This is a genomic window from Streptomyces sp. NPDC001549, from assembly GCF_042894025.1.
GTDB lineage: Bacteria > Actinomycetota > Actinomycetes > Streptomycetales > Streptomycetaceae > Streptomyces > Streptomyces kutzneri.
In genome coordinates this window covers 98666-116944 of the sequence record NZ_JBIAVJ010000018.1, presented here as the reverse complement: position 1 = coordinate 116944, position 18279 = coordinate 98666, and the positions used below count along the sequence as shown (strand labels likewise).

13 protein-coding genes are annotated in these 18279 nt (G+C 72.8%); 3 read left to right on the top strand and 10 right to left on the bottom strand.

Features of this window, described 5'->3' with window-relative positions:
• The first annotated feature begins 46 nt into the window (after positions 1–46).
• Together ACFY04_RS26890 and ACFY04_RS26885 are read left to right on the top strand one after the other, a co-directional pair.
• On the top strand, positions 47–1663 hold the full coding sequence (locus ACFY04_RS26890; RefSeq protein ID WP_389120363.1) for an ATP-binding protein: 1617 nt from the start codon (positions 47–49) through the stop codon (positions 1661–1663).
• A 38-nt stretch (positions 1664–1701) separates the two neighbouring features.
• A complete protein-coding gene (locus ACFY04_RS26885) occupies positions 1702–2361 on the top strand; it encodes a response regulator (RefSeq protein ID WP_389120525.1) in 660 nt (219 codons plus the stop codon).
• Between the two features lie 89 nt (positions 2362–2450).
• On the opposite strand, the gene ACFY04_RS26880 is transcribed toward ACFY04_RS26885, so the two are convergent.
• From ACFY04_RS26880 to ACFY04_RS26870, 3 genes are all read right to left on the bottom strand, one after another.
• Entirely contained in the window at positions 2451–4043 is a 1593-nt protein-coding gene (locus ACFY04_RS26880) for a cation acetate symporter (RefSeq protein WP_373038570.1), read from the bottom strand.
• Positions 4040–4528: a DUF485 domain-containing protein gene (locus ACFY04_RS26875; RefSeq protein ID WP_389120360.1), complete on the bottom strand. Its 489-nt coding sequence runs from the start codon at positions 4526–4528 to the stop codon at positions 4040–4042. The genes ACFY04_RS26880 and ACFY04_RS26875 overlap by 4 nt, the downstream gene beginning before the upstream one ends.
• Positions 4529–4693: 165 nt before the next feature.
• Positions 4694–6814, bottom strand: coding sequence for a type IIA DNA topoisomerase subunit B (locus ACFY04_RS26870; protein WP_389120359.1), 2121 nt, complete (start codon positions 6812–6814; stop codon positions 4694–4696).
• A 448-nt stretch (positions 6815–7262) separates the two neighbouring features.
• Between ACFY04_RS26870 and ACFY04_RS26865 the strand changes: the two genes are divergently transcribed.
• Positions 7263–7496 carry a hypothetical protein gene (locus ACFY04_RS26865; protein WP_030016583.1) on the top strand — a complete coding sequence of 78 codons (234 nt, stop codon included), beginning with the start codon at positions 7263–7265 and terminating at the stop codon, positions 7494–7496.
• A 109-nt stretch (positions 7497–7605) separates the two neighbouring features.
• Here the strand turns inward: ACFY04_RS26865 and ACFY04_RS26860 are convergent, their stop codons facing one another.
• The 7 genes from ACFY04_RS26860 to ACFY04_RS26830 form a co-directional block, all read right to left on the bottom strand.
• The gene (locus ACFY04_RS26860) at positions 7606–8532 is read right to left on the bottom strand and encodes a serine protease (RefSeq protein ID WP_389120357.1); all 927 of its coding nucleotides are present in this window, start codon (positions 8530–8532) and stop codon (positions 7606–7608) included.
• 136 nt (positions 8533–8668) lie between these two features.
• Positions 8669–10246, bottom strand: coding sequence for an RNA polymerase sigma factor (locus ACFY04_RS26855; RefSeq protein ID WP_389120355.1), 1578 nt, complete (start codon positions 10244–10246; stop codon positions 8669–8671).
• A gap of 367 nt (positions 10247–10613) precedes the next feature.
• The gene (locus tag ACFY04_RS26850) at positions 10614–11501 is read right to left on the bottom strand and encodes a FadR/GntR family transcriptional regulator (RefSeq protein ID WP_314248682.1); all 888 of its coding nucleotides are present in this window, start codon (positions 11499–11501) and stop codon (positions 10614–10616) included.
• Positions 11502–11692: 191 nt separating this feature from the next.
• Positions 11693–13498, bottom strand: a complete 1806-nt coding sequence (locus tag ACFY04_RS26845) for an ATP-binding cassette domain-containing protein (RefSeq protein ID WP_389120352.1) — start codon at positions 13496–13498, stop codon at positions 11693–11695.
• A gap of 338 nt (positions 13499–13836) precedes the next feature.
• Complete coding sequence (locus ACFY04_RS26840; RefSeq protein WP_389120349.1) at positions 13837–14583, bottom strand: NUDIX domain-containing protein; 747 nt, start codon at positions 14581–14583, stop codon at positions 13837–13839.
• Positions 14584–14698: 115 nt separating this feature from the next.
• Positions 14699–16687, bottom strand: coding sequence for a glycogen debranching N-terminal domain-containing protein (locus ACFY04_RS26835; RefSeq protein ID WP_389120347.1), 1989 nt, complete (start codon positions 16685–16687; stop codon positions 14699–14701).
• Positions 16688–16899: 212 nt separating this feature from the next.
• Positions 16900–18165 carry a DUF4192 domain-containing protein gene (locus tag ACFY04_RS26830; RefSeq protein WP_389120344.1) on the bottom strand — a complete coding sequence of 422 codons (1266 nt, stop codon included), beginning with the start codon at positions 18163–18165 and terminating at the stop codon, positions 16900–16902.
• Positions 18166–18279 lie beyond the last annotated feature (114 nt).

The window sequence follows — 18279 nt, the reverse complement described above, 5'->3', positions numbered from 1 at the left end:
GCGTAAGCATTCCGCTTGTGCCGGTGCCGACCTACCGTTGCTGCCCATGCGGTTCCCCCTCATGAGCGCTCGGCGCCTCGGGCTGCCCAGACGGGCCGTCTCCCAGATCCTGCTGACCCAGCTGGCCATCGCCGCCGGGGTCGCCGTGCTGGCCACCGGACTGTTCCTGGCGCCGCTGAGCGCCCAGCTCGACGACCAGGCCATGCGGCGCGCCCTGGCCATCGCACAGAGCGCCGCGGCCGACCCCGCGCTGGCCGCCGGGGTCCTGGACTCCGGGGCCTCGGCCGACAGCCCCGTGCAGTCCTCGGCCGAGCGGATCCGCCGGGCCACCGGAGCCGAGTACGTGGTCGTGCTCGACCTGGACGGCATCCGCCGCTCGCACCCTAGCGCCGACCGGATCGGGCTGCCCGTCTCCACCGACCCGAGCGATGCCCTTGCGGGGCGCGAGGTCATGGAGATCGACGAGGGCACCCTGGGCCGCTCCGCCCGTGGCAAGGTCCCGCTCCTCGCGGCCGACGGCGAGATCATCGGCGCCGTCTCGGTCGGCATCGCCTACGACAGCGTCCGTGACCGGCTGCTCGGCGCGATCCCCGGTCTGCTCGCCTACGCGGGCGGCGCCCTGGCGGCTGGTGCCCTCGCCGCCTACCTGCTCTCCCGCCGGATCCAGCGGCAGACCCGCGATCTGGCCTTCTCCGACATCGCCGGCCTGCTCGCCGAGCGCGAGGCCATGCTGCACTCCATCCGCGAGGGCGTGATCGCCCTGGCCCCCGACGGCAGGATCCGGCTGGTCAACGACGAGGCCGCCCGCCTGCTGGGCCTCGCCCCGGACGCCACCGACGGCTGCGCGGGGCGCCCGCTGGAGGACGTACTGGGTGCGGGCCGCACCGCGGACGTCCTGTCGGGCCGTGTCACCGGCCGGGACCTGCTCACCGTCCAGGGGCCCCGGGTGCTGGTGGCCAACCGCATGCCCACCGAGGACGGCGGCGCCGTCGCCACCCTGCGCGACCGCACCGAGCTGGAGCACCTGGGCCGCGAGCTCGACTCCACCCGGGGCCTGATCGACGCCCTGCGCGCCCAGGACCACGAGCACGCCAACCGCCTCCACACCCTCCTCGGCCTGCTGGAGCTGGGCCTGCACGAGGAGGCGGTGGAGTTCGTGACCGAGGTCGCCGGCGTGCACCGCACGACGGCCGAACAGGTCACCGAGAAGGTCCAGGACCCGCTTCTGGCCGCCCTGCTGGTGGGCAAGGCGACCGTCGCCGCCGAGCGCGGCGTCCCCCTGCGTCTGGCCGGCTCCACCCTCCTCCCCGACCGCCTGGTGGACCCGGGCGGCCTCGTCACGATCCTCGGCAACCTCGTGGACAACGCCCTGGACGCCGCCGCGGGTTCAGCGGCGCCGCTGGTCGAGGTGGAGCTGCGCGCAGAGGGCCGCACCGCCGTGCTGCGGGTGCGCGACAGCGGCCCCGGGGTGCCCGCCGCGCGCCGTGAGGAGATCTTCACGGAGGGCTGGTCGACCAAGCAGCCCAAGGCCCACCGCGAGCGCGGGCTGGGCCTCGCCCTCGTACGCCGCCTCGCGGAGCGGCAGGGCGGCAGCGCCCGGGCCGGTGAAGCAGCGGACGGAGGGGCGGAATTCTCCGTCGTACTCCCGGAGGCCCTGCGGTGAACGAGACCCCGATCCACGTATTGGTCGTCGACGACGACATGCGTGTTGCCCGTATCAACGCGGCGTACGTGACGAAGGTTCCCGGATTCCTGGTGACGGCGCAGGCCCATTCGGCCGCCGAGGCCCTGGAGTTCCTCACCTCACATCCGGTGGACCTCGTCCTCCTGGACCACTACCTCCCCGACGAGAACGGCCTGGACCTCGTCCGGCGCCTGCGCCAGCTCGGCCACCGCACCGATGTGATCATGGTCACCGCCGCCCGCGACCTCGCCACCGTGCAGGCCGCCATGCGCCTCGGCGCCTTGCAGTACCTGGTCAAACCCTTCACCTTCGGCGGGCTGCGCAGCCGGCTGGAGGCGTACGGGGCCCTGCGCCGCACCCTGGACACGGGCGGTGAGGCCGAACAGGCCGAGGTGGACCGGATCTTCGGCGCCCTCGCCGCCGCGGGATCCCCGAACGAGCTCCCCAAGGGCCACTCCGCCAGCACCGCGGAGCTCGTCCGCCAGGTGCTGCGGTCCGCCGAAGGCCCCTTGTCAACCCAGCAGATCGCCGACCGCGCGGGCATCAGCCGGCAGACCGCCCAGCGCTACGTCAAGCTCCTCGAACGCACCGCCCGGGTCAGCCTCGCCCTGCGCTACGGCGAGACCGGCCGCCCGGAGCACCGCTACACCTGGCTCCCGTCGGAGGGGCCGGCCTGACGGCGCCCGGCCGGCCAACCGCCCCGGCCAACCGCCCCGGCCGACCGGCCGCCGCGCTGCCGCTCCACCGCTCAGAACGCTCAGAACGCTCAGACAGCTCCGGCTCCGGTCAGGGAGCGGACCTCCGTCTCCGCGTGCTTCGCCTCGTCCGCCTCCTCGCCCGAGGTGACCGTGCCCAGCCAGCCCGCCAGGAAGCCCAGCGGGATCGAGACGATCCCCGGGTTCTGGAGCGGGAAGTACTGGAAGTCCACTCCGGGGAAGAGGGATTCGGCACTGCCCGACACCACCGGCGAGACCAGCACCAGCAGCACCGCCGGAATCAGGCCGCCGTACACCGACCAGACGGCTCCGCGCGTGGTGAAGCCGCGCCAGAAGAGCGAGTACAGCAGCACCGGCAGATTGGCCGAAGCCGCCACCGCGAAGGCCAGCCCCACCAGGAACGCCACGTTGAGGTCCTGGGCGAGCAGCCCGAGGGCGATCGCGACCGCCCCGATGCCGACGGCCGCGACCCGGGCCACCGCGACCTCGCTGCGCTGCCGGGCGTGCCGGCGCTTGAGCGAGGCGTACAGGTCGTGTGCCACTGAGGCCGAGGAGGCCAGGGTGATGCCGGCGACCACGGCCAGGATGGTGGCGAAGGCGATGGCGGCGACGAAGGCGAACAGCACCGCGCCCCCGGTGGAGCCGGCGCCCCCGCCGAGGAAGGCCGCCAGCAGCGGAACGGCCGTGTTCCCGGAGGCGTTGGAGGCCCGTACCTCGTCCGGTCCCACCAGCGCGGCCGCCCCGAAGCCGAGCACGATGGTCATCAGGTAGAACCCGCCGATCAGCGCGATCGCCCACACCACCGAGCGGCGGGCCGACCGCGCGGTGGGCACGGTGTAGAACCGCGACAGGATGTGCGGCAGCCCGGCGGTCCCGAGGACCAGCGCGAGACCGAGGCTCATGAAGTCGACGCGGGCGGTCCAGTCCCCGCCGTACTTGAGGCCGGGACTCAGGAAGGCCCGGCCGTGCCCGCTGCGGTCGGCGGCGCTGGTGAGCAACTGGTCGAAGTTCCCGTGGAAGCGCAGCAGCACGAGCACGGTCAGGGTGATCGCGCCGCCCATCAGCAGCACGGCCTTCACGATCTGGATCCAGGTGGTGGCCCGCATCCCGCCGAAGGAGACGTAGACCACCATCAACGCCCCGACCCCCACCACGGCGAGGGTCCGGGCGGCGGGGCCCGAACTCCCGAGCAGCAGGCCGACCAGACTGCCCGCGCCGACCATCTGCGCGATCAGGTAGAGGACGGAGACGACGACCGAGGAGGTGCCGGCCGCGATCCGCACGGGACGTTCGCTCATCCGGGCGGCGACCACGTCGGCGAGGGTGAAGCGCCCGCAGTTGCGGACCAGTTCGGCGACGAGGAACAGCACCACGAGCCAGGCGACGAGGAAGCCCACCGAATACAGCAGCCCGTCGTAGCCGAAGAGGGCGATCAGGCCGGAGATGCCGAGGAACGAGGCCGCGGACATGTAGTCGCCCGCGATGGCGAAACCGTTCTCCATCGGGGAGAACAATCGCCCGCCCGCGTAGAACTCCTCGGCCGACCCGTGCCGGTTCCGGCTGACCCAGGTGGTGATGCCGAGGGTCACCGCGATGAAGACGCTGAACAGGATCAGCGCGAGGGTCTGGTGCTCGGTGGTCACCGGCCGGCCCTCCTCGCCCGGGTCCGCTCCTGGCCGCGTTCCTGCTCGAAGACGGTCCAGCGCAGATCGAGCGCGGCCCGGTCCCGGCGCAGCCGTGCGTGCCGGGCGTACGCCCAGGTCAGCAGGAAGGTGCTGAGGAACTGGCCGAGCCCCGCCAGCATGGCCACGTTGACCGCGCCCACCACGGGCCGGGCCATCAGGCCGGGCGCGGCGGTGGCGGCGACCACGTAGGCGACGTACCAGAGGAAGAACCCGGCGGTGGCGGGGACGACGAACCTGCGGTAGCGGGTGCGAACCTCCTGGAAGGCGGCGCTGCGCTGCACTTCGAGGTAGATGTCGGATGCGCTGGGCGCGGGGCGCCCGCCACCGGGGACCGGGACCGGCTGGGACGTTTCCTCGCCCTCGCCCCATCCGACGGCCAGCGCGTCGTACCAGGGGTCGTCGAGCCGGATCGTTCCGGTATCACGACCTTCGTGCTTGTCCACCGAACTCTCCTTGTCCGCTGCCGCATTGGCCGCGTGCCCACAAGGATGTGCGGAATGGGCGCTTTCCGGACTGGTGTACCGGTGCTCTTCACTCCAACAGGTGATGGAGCGAAAAGCACCGGTATGCCGTGGAGCCTTCGGTGCCGGGCTCCGGCGGCACCCGGATCAGGCGTCGATGCGCGAGCGGTCCAGGGTCGCCGCGGAGCTCGTGATGAACTCCTTGCGCGGGGCCACCTCATTGCCCATGAGCAGGTCGAAGACCTGCTCGGCCGAGTCCAGGTCGCCGATGTTGATCCGGCGCAGGGTGCGGAAGCGGGGGTCCATGGTGGTCTCCGCCAGCTGGTCCGCGTCCATCTCGCCGAGGCCCTTGTAGCGCTGGATCGAGTCCTTGTACCGGATGTTCTTGCGCTGGTACTCCAGCAGGGTCTGGCGCAGCTCGTTGTCCGAGTACGTGTAGACGTACTTCTCCTGGCCCTTCTTCGGCTGGACCAGCTCGATCCGGTGCAGCGGAGGCACGGCCGCGAAGACCCGGCCGGCCTCGACCATCGGCCGCATGTACCGCTGGAAGAGCGTGAGCAGCAGGCAGCGGATGTGCGCGCCGTCGACGTCGGCGTCCACGAGCAGCACGATCTTGCCGTACCGGGCGGCGTCGATGTCGAAGGTCCGGCCCGAGCCGGCTCCTATGACCTGGATGATCGCCCCGCACTCGGCGTTCTTGAGCATGTCCGAGATCGAGGACTTCTGGACATTGAGGATCTTGCCGCGGATGGGCAGGAGCGCCTGGAACTCCGAGTTCCGGGCGAGCTTCGCGGTGCCGAGGGCGGAGTCGCCCTCGACGATGAAGAGCTCGCTGCGCTCGACGTCGTCGCTGCGGCAGTCGGCCAGCTTCGCGGGCAGCGAGGAGGTCTCCAGCGCGGTCTTGCGGCGCTGCGCCTCCTTGTGCTGACGGGCCGCGATACGGGTCCGGGCGGCCGCGACGATCTTCTCCATCACGGCGCGGGCCTGCTGCTTGTCGTCGCGCTTGGTGGAGGTCAGGAAGGCCTTGAGCTCCTTGGCGACCACGGCGGCGACGATCCGGGTCGCAGCCGAGGTGCCGAGGACCTCCTTGGTCTGGCCCTCGAACTGCGGCTCGGCGAGGCGGACGGTGACGACGGCCGTCATGCCCTCCATCGCGTCGTCCTTGACCACGTCGTCCTCGGCGACCCGCAGCAGCTTGGCGGAGCGCAGCACCTCGTTCACGGTCTTGGTGACCGAGCGCTCGAAGCCGGAGATGTGGGTGCCGCCCTTGGGGGTGGCGATGATGTTCACGAAGGACTTGACGTTGGTCTCGTACCCCGTGCCCCAGCGCAGGGCGATGTCGACGCCGAGCTCGCGGGTGACCTCGGTGGGGGTCATGTGGCCGCGGTCGTCGAGGACCGGGACGGTCTCCTTGAAGGTGCCCGTGCCGCTCAGGCGCAGCACGTCGCAGGCGGCCTTGTCCTGGGCGAGGTACTCGCAGAATTCGCTGATGCCGCCGTCGAAGCGGAAGGTCTCCTCGGTCTTGCCGGCGCCGTCGGTGCCGCGCTCGTCGCGGACGACCAGGGTCAGGCCCGGGACGAGGAAGGCCGTCTGGCGGGCGCGCTGGTAGAGCGTCTCCAGGTTGAGCCGGGCGTCCTTGAGGAAGATCTGCCGGTCGGCCCAGTAGCGGACCCGGGTGCCGGTCTTGCCCTTGGTGACCCGCTTGACCTTACGCAGGCCGTTGGCGGGGTCGAAGGGGCTGTCGGGGCCCTGCTCCGTGAACATCCCGGGGACGCCGCGGCGGAAGCTGATGGCGTGGGTCGCGCTGTTGCGGTCGACCTCGACGTCGAGGCGGGCGGAGAGGGCGTTGACCACGGAGGCACCGACGCCGTGCAGGCCGCCGGAGGCCGCGTACGAGCCACCGCCGAACTTGCCGCCGGCGTGCAGCTTGGTCATGACGACCTCGATGCCGGACAGGCCGGTCTTGGGCTCGACGTCCACGGGGATGCCGCGGCCGTTGTCCCGGACCTCGACGGAGGCGTCCTCGTGGAGGATCACCTCGATGTGGTCGCAGTAGCCGCCCAGGGCCTCGTCGACGGAATTGTCGATGATCTCCCACAGGCAGTGCATGAGGCCCCGGCTGTCGGTGGAGCCGATATACATGCCGGGGCGCTTGCGGACGGCCTCCAGCCCTTCGAGGACGAGCAGGTGCCGCGCGGTGTAGTTGGAACCGTCCCGGTCTGCTCCGGACAGCAGCGCGCTGGAAGGCACGGACGTGTCGGCGGTCACGCAGTTCGCTCCTCGCTGAATTTCTTTTCTGGCCCGGTCGGGCGCAGGGGTGGCTCGGATGCCGCTCGAAGGGTACCGAGGCCAGGTAGAGCCGATGCAACGCCACCCTCGCGCATTCCTCAGCCTAGTCCAGATCCGTACGGATGTTCGATCCCCCACGCGGGTGAAGGAAACATCACGTTCCCTTCCGCGCATGAACCATTTAGGGTTCGGGCACGTCCTCATGAACAACCTGGCACTCACGCCGGGGGAGGATGGAACTGCAACAAGCGCACGACTGACAACGCGAAACCGTAAAGCAACGCAATACGGCTCCTTCGCCGCCAACCGGCAGCAGCCGGCCAGCTTCGGAAGGAAGTTTCGAGGAAAAGCCGCGAGCGGGAACGTTTTCGGCCTGGTTGGATGTTGACCCTGGTACGACAGCTCGTCGAGCTAGAGAAGAGGCGACGTGACTACTGTTCTGACACCCGCGACCCCGCTGACGGCCGCTGACCGATGCGACCGTTGCGGCGCCCAGGCATATCTGCGCGTCGTCCTGCTGAGCGGCGGTGAACTGCTCTTCTGCGCCCACCACGGGCGCAAGTTCGAGCCGGAACTCAAGAAGATCGCCGCGGAAATACAGGATGAGACCGAGCGGCTCACGTCCGCTCCGGCTGCCAATGCCGAACCCGAGGACCGCTGACACAGGCCTGCACCTCGCATCCGACGAGCCAGGACCGGCCAGGCCGGTCGACGGGCGGCACCCCTGAGACCCAGGGGCGCCGCCCGTCCTCACGTCCGCAACCCTTCGGCTAGGGCGTGCGATGCCCCTGTACGGGCCCTGCGTACGGCCCAGAAGCCCCGCGGGCGCCCCGCCCAATGCCCTGGACCTCCCCGGGCTCCGCGCCCGTCTCCGGGGCCAGCACGAAGTCGGCCAACGGGGCGATACGCGTGTAGACCCCGGGGCTGTCGGCGCGCCCGCAGCCCCGGCCCCACGAGACCAGCCCGATGAGCCGCCCCTGGGCCACCAGCGGCCCGCCGCTGTCTCCCTGGCAGGCATCCTTGCCGCCGCCGCTGTCCCCCGCACACACCATGGACTCCGCGCGGTACTGCCCGTCCGCGTCCCCGGGGTAGGCGCGCCCGCAGACCTCGTCCGCCAGCACCGTCACCCCAGCGGCACGCAGCCCGTACGCGTAGTCACCAAAGCCGCTCGTGTCGCCCCAGCCGTACACCGCCGCCTCGGTCCCCGCGGCGTAGGCGGGGTGCCCCGCCCCCGCCATGGGCAGCACGTAGTGGGCCGGTACCGACTCGGCCAGCTCCAGAACGGCGAGGTCCCCGGCGTTGCTCGCCGGGTCGTAGGCCGGGTTCACCTTCGCCCCGCGCACCGCGATCTCCCGGCCCTCGGCCGCCCGGAGCTCCGTACGCCCGGCGATCACCCGGAAGTCGGCCACGGATTCGACCGGGCCGCCCAGCACCTGGCTGCCCAGGCAGTGCGCCGCCGTCAGCACCCTGGTCGGGGACACGACCACGCCTCCGCAGAACTGCCCGCCCCGCGTACCCCCGAACCGGTCACGGCTGGCGAGGGCGACGACCCAGGGGCTGTCGGCCACCTTCACCGGCTTCCCGCCGATCACCACGCTGTCCGCGGCCGCCTGCGGCACCTGGGCGAACGGCGCCGCGGCCGCTCCCGCCGCCAGGGTCAGCGCTCCCGCCAGAGCACGGGCAAAGGGACGACGCATGAGGCCTCCTGACTCCGAGTGTGCATGACTCCACCCAGAGTGGGTCGCCCGGTGGCCGAGCGCACCCGCGCGGCCCCGTCGCCCTGTCGTCCCCATCGGCTTTCGGCGGCGGCCGGCGCCGCCGAAAGCCGCCCGGTCAGTCCAGGTAGTCGCGCAGCACCTGGGAGCGGGACGGGTGCCGGAGCTTCGACATCGTCTTCGACTCGATCTGGCGGATCCGCTCACGCGTGACCCCGTAGACCTTGCCGATCTCGTCGAGGGTCTTGGGCTGGCCGTCCGTGAGGCCGAAGCGCATCGAGACCACGCCGGCCTCGCGCTCGCTCAGGGTGTCGAGCACCGAGTGCAGCTGCTCCTGCAGCAGCGTGAAGCTCACGGCATCGGCCGGGACGACCGCCTCGGAGTCCTCGATGAGGTCGCCGAACTCGCTGTCGCCGTCCTCACCCAGGGGGGTGTGCAGGGAGATCGGCTCACGGCCGTACTTCTGGACCTCGATGACCTTCTCGGGGGTCATGTCGAGTTCCTTGGCCAGCTCCTCCGGGGTGGGCTCGCGGCCCAGGTCCTGGAGCATCTGGCGCTGCACGCGGGCGAGCTTGTTGATGACCTCGACCATGTGCACCGGGATGCGGATGGTGCGTGCCTGGTCGGCCATGGCGCGCGTGATCGCCTGGCGGATCCACCACGTGGCATAGGTCGAGAACTTGTAGCCCTTGGTGTAGTCGAACTTCTCGACCGCGCGGATCAGACCCAGGTTGCCCTCCTGGATCAGGTCCAGGAAGAGCATGCCGCGGCCCGTGTAGCGCTTGGCGAGGGAGACCACGAGGCGGAGGTTGGCCTCCAGCAGGTGGTTCTTCGCGCGGCGGCCGTCCTCGGCGATGATCTCCAGCTCGCGCTTGAGCTTGGGCGCCAGCTTGTCGGAGTTCGCCAGCTTGTCCTCGGCGAACAGACCCGCCTCGATGCGCTTGGCGAGCTCCACCTCCTGCTCGGCGTTGAGGAGGGGGACCTTGCCGATCTGCTTGAGGTAGTCCTTGACCGGGTCGGCGGTGGCACCGGCGACCACGACCTGCTGGGCGGGGGCGTCGTCCTCGTCGTCGGAGATGACGAAGCCCTTGTTCTCCCCGCCCTCCTCCTCTTCCTCGGCCTCGGCCTTGGCGGCGTCGGGACCCTCGTCCGCGGTCTCGTCCTCGCCCGCCTCGTCCGCGTCCTTCTTGGAGGCGGTCTTCTTCGTCGCGGTCTTCTTGGCAGCGGCCCTCTTGGCGGGCGCGGCCTTCTTCGCCGCCGTCTTCTTCGCCGCCGCCTTCTTGGCGGCGGGCTCCGTTCCGGGCTCTCCCGCGAGAGCTTCCGCGATCTCCGCGTCCGCCGGGACGGGGGTGGCCGCGGGCTGCGCCGCCGTCGTCCTGGCCGCCGTCTTCTTGACGGGCTCGGTGGCCGTCCGCTTGGCCGGGCTCTTGGCTGCGACGCTCTTGCGGGTGGTGCGCTTGGGCGACTCCGCGGCACTGACCATCAGCGTCACACCCTCTTCCTCGAGGATCTGGTTGAGGCTGCGCAGAACATTCTTCCACTGGGTCGCAGGAATCTGGTCAGCCTCGAAGGCCCGACGCACGTCATCGCCGGCGATCTGCCCCTCGGCCTTGCCCCGCTCGATGAGCGCCATCACAGACTCGGAATCGGCGATCTCCGGCGGGAGCGTACGGGATGTGCTGGCCGACACGAACAACCTCTCGGAACGATGGGAACGGCTTCCGACCCCGGGCCTGGTGGTGCTGGACCGGAGCCGACGACCACCGACCGGGGATGGGCCGGCGGCGCGGGCAGGGGCCGGGGAGCTGCACAGCACCCCCAAGGGCTGCTGTCTTCCCTCCGTCGGCCATCACCTCTTACGTCATCGCGTGACCTCGCAGAGCGTTACGCCCAATCTTCGTGGCCCGAGTCACACCCCGTACGCACGAGTGCCGCTCCTGTGGTCGAACCCGGTGTTCCGCGCATCCCGAACCGCCACGAAAGGGGGCCTCACGCCGGTGTCGCCGGACCCGACCGGGCCCGGCGACACGTTCTGCACCCCCGCGCCCCCGCGCGTCCGCCCGTCAGTGCTCGCGCGGGGCGGGGACCACGCGCTCGACCTCCGGATGAACCGTCAGGAGCTGGCGCATGGCGTTCTCGGCGCCCGTCGCGTCACCCGCGGCGAGGGCCTCGACCATCCGCGCGTGGTGCGCGACGCAGGTCTCACTCGGGCGGTCGCAGGCGGTGATCGGGCTGCCGGAGACCTGGAGGGCGGCGGAGACGATGCCGGAGAGGTGCTCCAGCATGCGGTTTCCGGCGACCTGGATGAGGAGCGCGTGGAATTCGTTGTCGGCGCGCGCGAAGGTGATCGCGTCGCCCTGGCCGAGGGCGTGGCCCATGATCTCGACCATGTCCGCGAGGCGCTGCTGGATGTCCGGCCGGCCGTGGCCGGCGGCGAGGCGGGCGGCGAGCGGCTCGATGGTCCAGCGGAGCTCACCGAGCTCGCGGCGCTGGTCGTCGCGCTGCGGACCGAAGGCGCGCCATTCGATGATGTCGGGGTCGAGCAGGTTCCAGTCGGCGACGGGGCGGACCCGGGTGCCGACGTTGGGGCGGGCGCTGACGAGGCCCTTGGCCTCCAGGACCCGCAGCGATTCGCGGACGACCGTGCGGGAGACCTCGAACCGCTGGCCGATCTCCTCGGGGACCAGCGGGCGGTCCGCACCGAGGTCGCCGGAAACGATCATCTGGCCGAGCTGCTGGACGAGTTGGCCGTGCAGTCCGCGTCCGCGGCTGCCTGCCGCTCGGCGGCCCACTCGGCTCAACTCGACGTCGGCACCGTCCCAGTGGGGTGCTCCGACGCGGTCGGACCCGGGGGTCTCCGCGTAGGGGTAGCGGTCGAGTTCGCCCGGGCCGGCGAGGCCGGAGTCGGCGTGGCGGGCGGCGGTCATCATGGTGTGCGCAAGGGTACTCACGAATCCTTTGTCGGCCGTGCCTCCACGACCCTTGAGGTCTTTGGTGAAAAGCACACGAAAGGGTGATCGGTGCCACCTACGCAATTGACGACTTATCGTAAAGAACCAGACCTTTTGCGGGGAGTTGCGGTCCGCTTGACGCGACACGGACGGCAACGGTCCCGTCCGCGACTTCTCCCGAACCGGAACGATCACCAACGGACCCGGCTGCGCAGTCCGGTGAACCCATAGGCGCACAACAGGACCATCAGCGACAACACCAGGGCGGTCCCGACGGGTTGGGCCATCACCCGGAGGGCCCCCGCCAGCAGGCGGTCGACCTCCGGCGGCCACTGCCCCCAGGTCAGGCCGCGCAGGCGGGACCCGAGCCCGGTCGACGGGTACGCGGACGAGCCCTCCAGCACCTTGCGCACCAGCGGAACCACCATCACCGGTACGGCGAGCACCGCGGCCAGTCCTGCGGTGGCGGACCGGAAGACACCGGAGGCCAGTACGCCGGACCAGGCGCAGCCGATGAGCAGCCCGGCCCAGCTCACGGCCGGGGAGAGCCACTCCACCGGGGTGCGCAGCGGGCCGCTGTCGAAGACCAACGCGAGGGCGGCGGCGTCGGCGGCCACCGTCAGGGCGCCCAGCAGCAGCGCGAGGGCGGCGCAGATGCCCAGCTTGGCGATGAGCAGTCCCATTCGGCGGGGCACGGTGCCCCGGTCGGCGGCGAGTGCGGGGTAGCGGTACTCCTCGCCGAAGGCCAGCGCGCCGAGCAGGCCCGCGCCCAGGGCGGCGGGCGGCAGCGGCAGCAGTTCGGGCCAGGCGGCGAGCAGCCGGTTCTGGGGGGTCTGCCCGGCCCGGGCCAGCACCAGGGCGGTGAGGACGGAGACGGCGACGACGAGGGTGGCGGTGAGGATGGGGGTGGCGGTCCCGAAGACCCGGAGCAACTCGTAGCGCAGGGGACGCAGCGGGCCGCCCACGCGGCGCACGGCCGAGGCCGGGCGCCCGGGGCGGATCTGCCGGGGGTGCTCGCCGGAGGCCTCCGCGACAGACTCGGCGATGGCTTCGGTGCGGGCCGCGCCGGGCTCCGGTGGCGGTCCGGCCGCGGTGCGCGCGGCCGGGACGGGCGCCGTCGGCGCACCGGCGTCGCCCGTCTCGTCGGCGAGCTGGTGGACCAGCACGCCGTGCCGGAACGCCGCCTCGCCGACCTCGGCGCAGTTGCTGCCGTACACCGACAGGCGGTTGCCGCTCTCGGCGACGATCTCCACCGAGCGCCTCGCGGCCCGGGCCTCGCGGCCCAGTACGTCGGCCAGCCGGGCCGCGTGCGGGGTGCGCACGGCGACCCGCGGCCGCAGCCTGGTCCGGGCGAACTCGGCCGCGTCCTGGTCGGCGACGAGCCGGCCCGCGTCGATGCTGACGACGCGGTCGGCGCTGCGGGCGGCCTCCTTGGCGTCGTCGGTGGTGAAGAGCACCGCGCCGCCGAGGGAGGCGTGGCCGCGCAGCAGTCCGTGGAGCCAGCCGCGTTCGCGGGGGGAGAGTCCGGCACCGGGTTCGTCGAGCAGCAGGGTGCACGGATCGGCGAGCAGTGCCGAGGCCAGGGCGACCCGGCGCTCCATGCCGAGCGACAGCGAGCCGAGGCGTTGGTCCCGCAGTCCCGCGATGCCGACGACCTCCAGCGTGGTGTCGGCCCGGGAGGCCGGCACCCCGGCCGCGGCGCAGAGCATCCGCAGCTGGTTGCGGACGGTCCGTGCGGGGTTGCCGGGAACGTCGCCGAGGAGCACTCCGACCTCACGGCCGGGGTGCGGGATCCGGTGCAGCGCGCGGCCGCGGAAGTAGGTGACGCCGCGGCCCGGTTCAAGTTCGAGCATGAGCCGCAGTGCGGTGGTCTTGCCCGATCCCGGCTCGCCGAGCAGGGCGGTCACATGCCCCGGGCGGGCCTCGAAGGTGAGGTCGTCCACGAGGGGCGGGGCGTCGGGGCGGGGCTTGCTGGTGAGTCCGATGGCCTGGAGCATCGCTTCTCTCGCGGGGGGTGAGACCGCTCAGCGGCAGGGTGGGTACCGCAAGCAAGATAACGCGATATGTCCGATATTCAGCGCAACCGGTCCGATGGAATGCCGATACTGCCGCCGGGCCCCGCACGGACGGCGAGTCCGGTCCCGGTGCCGGACCCGGTGCCGGACCCGGTGCCGGACCCGGTGCCGGACCCGGTGCCGGACCCGGTGCCGGACCCGGTGCCGGACCCGGTGCCGGACCCGGTGCCGGACCCGGTCCGGGGATCGGTCCGGGGATCGGGCACGGGATCGGGCACGGTGCTCCCGCCGCAGCCGGCGGCGCCTCGTACGCCGCGGTGTCAGACTTCCGGACGCAGCATCGGCGGGTTGAGGAGGGTGGCCCCGCCCGCCCGGAACAACTGGGCCGGACGCCCGCCCTGACGGGTCGTCGTGCCTCCGGCCGGCACCAGGAATCCCGGGGTGCCGGTGACCTTGCGGTGGAAGTTGCGCGGGTCGAGGGACACGCCCCAGACCGCCTCGTAGACCCGGCGCAGCTCGCCGACGGTGAACTCCGGCGGGCAGAAGGCGGTGGCCAGCGAGGAGTACTCAATCTTCGAGCGGGCCCGCTCGACACCGTCGGCGAGGATCCGGGCGTGGTCGAAGGCCAGCCCGGTGGAGGCCTCGTCGCTGTCGGCGAGCACCTCGTCGACCTGAGCCCAGCGCGCGCTGTTGGCATCGCCCCCGGCCCGGGGCGCAGGCAGGTCCGGAGCCAGCACCAGGTGCGCCACGCTGACGACACGCATCCGCGGATCCCGCTTCGGATCACCGTAGGTGGCCAGCTGTTCGAGGTGTGCCCCGTTGCCCGCGCCGGGCAGGGCGGGGTCGTGCGCGCACAGGCCGGTCTCCTCGGAGAGCTCCCTGGCGGCGGCCCCCGCCAGGTCCTCGTCCCCGCGGACGAATCCTCCGGGCAGCGCCCAGCGCCCCTGGAACGGCTGCTCACCTCTCCGGACGACCAGCGCGCAGAGCGCGTGGCGCCGCACGGTGAGCACGACCAGGTCGACGGTGACGGCGAAGGGCGGATAGGCCGACGGGTCGTAGGGCGACATGACGCGATCATAGTCGTCTGCCTGACGATAAACAGCGCTTTGGTGACCTTGAAGGCAGTGCCCCGAAGGCGGGGGCCTTCGATCGGTCGGTCCGGCCTCACCGGGGTGAGGCTGCTCAGCCACCCAACTGGAGCGCATCGGCCGCCTCCTCCACCATACCGAGGCCGAGCCGGCTGATCCGGACGGCGAAGGGCTCCCCCGCCACCCGCAGACCCGAGAGTCTGAGCCCGCCCAGGGGGGCTCCGGGGAGGGGCGCGAGGGCGACCGTGCCGGCGGGGACGTCGGGGCGGATTCCGGCGAGGGCGGTCAGCGCGTGGATCCCGGCCGCCGCGGCCACGGCGGCCGGCCGGCAGGCCGCCGGGTGCGGCACGGGGGCGCTGCCCGCGGTGCGCTGCTCGGCCGCGAACATCTCCGGTAGCCGGTACCCGAAGGCTTCCGCCGCGTCCAGCAGGCCTCCGAGCAGGCCCGCTGCCTCCTTCTCGAAGCCGGCCTGGGCCAGGCCGGCCACGGCCACCGCGCTCTCGTACGCCCGCACGGCCCCCGAGCGGTGGCCGAACGGGTTGTGGCCCGGCTCCTTGACGGCCATGCTCCGCAGCCCCCATCCGGAATCCATGGCGGGGGCCCCGAGCAGCCGGGCCAGTTGCTCGGCGCGGGTGCGGTCCAGGAGTCCCGGGGCCAGCCGGCCGCCGCTGAGCAGTCCGGTGTCGAGCAGGTGGGCGGCGGCCCCCGTCAGCCGTGGCAGCGGTCTCCCGTCGGGGTGCAGGGCCGAAGCGGGCCGGCCGCCGTCCGGGCCGTCGATCCAGAATCCGGCCCGGAACCGCTCCCGGAGCCCGGCCGCCCGCTCCCGCCACTCCTCGGCTCCGGGCCGTCCGCACGCGGCGAGCAGGTCGGCGCCGAGCACGGCGGCCCGATGGGCGTGGGCCTGGGTCTCGCAGCGCCGCGGACCCGGGTCGGGATCGGCCAGGAAGCCGTCGTCCCCCAGCACACCGCGCAGCCAGTGCAGGCACCGCTCGGCGGCCGGGAGCAGCCGGGCCACCTCCTCTTCGGGCATGCCCCAGAGCCGGGCCTCCGCCAGCACCGCGGGGAAGGCCAGGGTCGCCTCGGTGCCGGTGCACCCCGGCGGAAGCTGCGCGCCCGCTCCGCGCAGCGGGCCCGGGATCTTCCCGAGGTCGGGCCCCCGCTCCTCGGTCTGGGTCCGGGCAAGAATGCGCAGGGTGGCCCCGGCGAGACCGGTCCCGAGCGGCAGTGCCATCCGGGCGGCCCAGAGCGATTCCGCCGGGGCCAGGCCCAGCCGCCAGGGCGCTCCCGCCGCGGCGAAGGCGTCGCCCGGCTCCTCGGGGTCCCGCAGGAGCAGCGCGCCCAGGTCCTCGACGCTGGTCCGGAACCATGCCTCGGCCCTCGGATCGTCCCCTTCGGCCCGGGCATCGGCCAGCGGGTTCGCCACCTGCCCGGCGGGGGCCCGCCCCACCCGGTGCTGCGTGGTCCGCAGCTCGATGGTGCGGGATTCGCCGGGAGCCAGTTCGAGCTGCCAGCGCAGCAGCCCCGCCGAAGCCAGCGCGTCGTCGGGCGGCGGGTCGGCGGCGGTCACGGCCTGCGCCTCGCCGGTGCTCCAGCGCAGCCCGGCGGCGTGCACCCCGGCGGGCAGCTCCGGCCCGGCCCGGCCGGAGGCCACGGCGGCCAGCTCCGCCAGATCGGTGCCGAGCAGCACCTCCACGGGCAGGCGTACCGGCCGGGCCGTGAAACTGCGCAGGGTGATCCGCTCGGTGCCGTCCGCGTGGCGGACCCTTTCCACACCGATGTCGGGGTCGGGGCCGGGCTCGGCGCCGGTGCGCACGGTGGCGGTGAAGACGGCCCGGTCGGCAGCGAGGCTGCGCCCCTGCACGGCGACCGGGTCACGGCCGCCGACGCGCAGCACACAGCGGGAGAGCAGGCGGCGCCCGGATCGGTAGATCCCGTCGATCCCCTGACCGGTCAGCTGGCCGTGCTCCGGGGAGATGACCAGACAGGGCGCGGCGACGCAGATGACGGCGCCGTGCACGGGCGGCAGTTCGGACCTGCGGGCGGCGGGCACGCCGGGCGGGCGGGGAGGTGCGGGGTGAGACATGTGTCGCCTTGTCTGCGCTCCGGTCGGTTCAGCTGGGCGGCGGCGCGGCCGGGCCCCCACCACCCCCCAGCTGAACGCCCCCACCCCCGCCCGGGTCACGGGCCCGGGCGCCGTCCGGGCGTGCCCGGGGTGAAGGCCGCGCCGCCGGGGCAGGCCCCGGGCGTGCCGGAGCGGTCGTACCGGACCGCCGGACGAGGTGAACCGGTACGCGTTCACTGTTCGCTCCCCGCGGTACGGCGGGACCCGCGGCGGGGGGCCGTCCGGCCCCGTCGGCCGGGAGGACGGGTACCGGCCGAGGAGCGCCCGCGCCGGGGCTCCCGGCGGCGCCGCTCCTCCCGCAGGCACTGCCGCAGCCCCTCGGGGTCGATCCCTTCGTTGCATGCGTGGTGGAGCAGCTGGGCGAAGCGGTACTCGGCGTCCGCCCGCAGGGCCAGGCCGAAGGCGATCCGGGCGGTCGGCTCGTCCCCCGTGGACCACGAGACCCATCCGGCGAGGGTGAGCGGGGCGGCGGCGTGCTCGCCGTAGGCCCCGACGCAGCGCCGGGACAGGGCCCGCCACAGCCGCAGGGCCGGAGCCGCGTCCTCGTCCTCCATCCATTCCGCCGCGATGTCCCGGATCTCGCGGTCCTGGAGGCCCAGGATCAGTGAGGCGGCCTCGTCGTGGCCGAGCAGCGCGTCGTCCCAGTCGTCGGCGTGGGCGCCGCCCTCGACGGGCGGGGCCAGCGTCAGGCGCCGCATCAGGGTCCGCGCCAGGGCGATGGTCTCGGCGCCTACCTCCTCGCGGGTGGCCCCGTCGAGGATCCGGGGCATCAGGGCGGCGGCGGCCCGGTCAAGAGCCCGTTCCGCCTCCTCGGCCACGGCCCCGCGCAGCGGTGCCATCCTGCCCTCGATCTCCTTGAGGGAGCCCCTGACCTGGAGTCCAGCGAAGGTGGCCGTCGCGGCCAGCACCGAGGTACCGACGGCGGCCAGCCGGCTGCCCTCGGCCGGGCAGCACCGCTCGTCGGGGCACACGTAGGACCAGAACCGTCCCGCGGACAGGCACAGGGCCTCCAGTACGGGCACGTCCAGCGCGCCGCAGGCCAGCCGGATCCCCTGGGCGAGCGGCCGCAGCCGGGCCATCACCCGCCGGCCGCTCTCCTCCCCGCCCGGCTCCTGGCAGAGGTAGACGACGATGCCGTCGGGCTTGCCGCCGCGCCGTTCGCTGCCCCTGATCAGGCACTCGGCGACCTGTCGGGCCGTGTCCTCCCATTCCGCGGGCGAGCTGGGGATACCGACCCGCAGCCGGCCGCCGAAGCGCCCGCCCTCGCCGTGCACGGCGACCATGACGAGGGAGTCGGTCGGGTGGAACCCGAGCATGTAGGGCAGCGCGTCGGCCAGTTCGGCCGGGCTGCGCAGGGTGATCTGGGGTCCGGTGGGGGCTCCGGCCGGGCTGATGGAAGGCCGGTCGGACGGGGTGCGTGATTCGTGGTTGTTCGTCATGCCACGAAGGTCCCGCGCATGATCCGATCCCGAAAGCCCTGTGGATAACTCCCGCCGCCGCCGTCCACAGGCCCGGAGCGGCATTGGCGCGATGTCGGAGGCATCAGGTTGCAT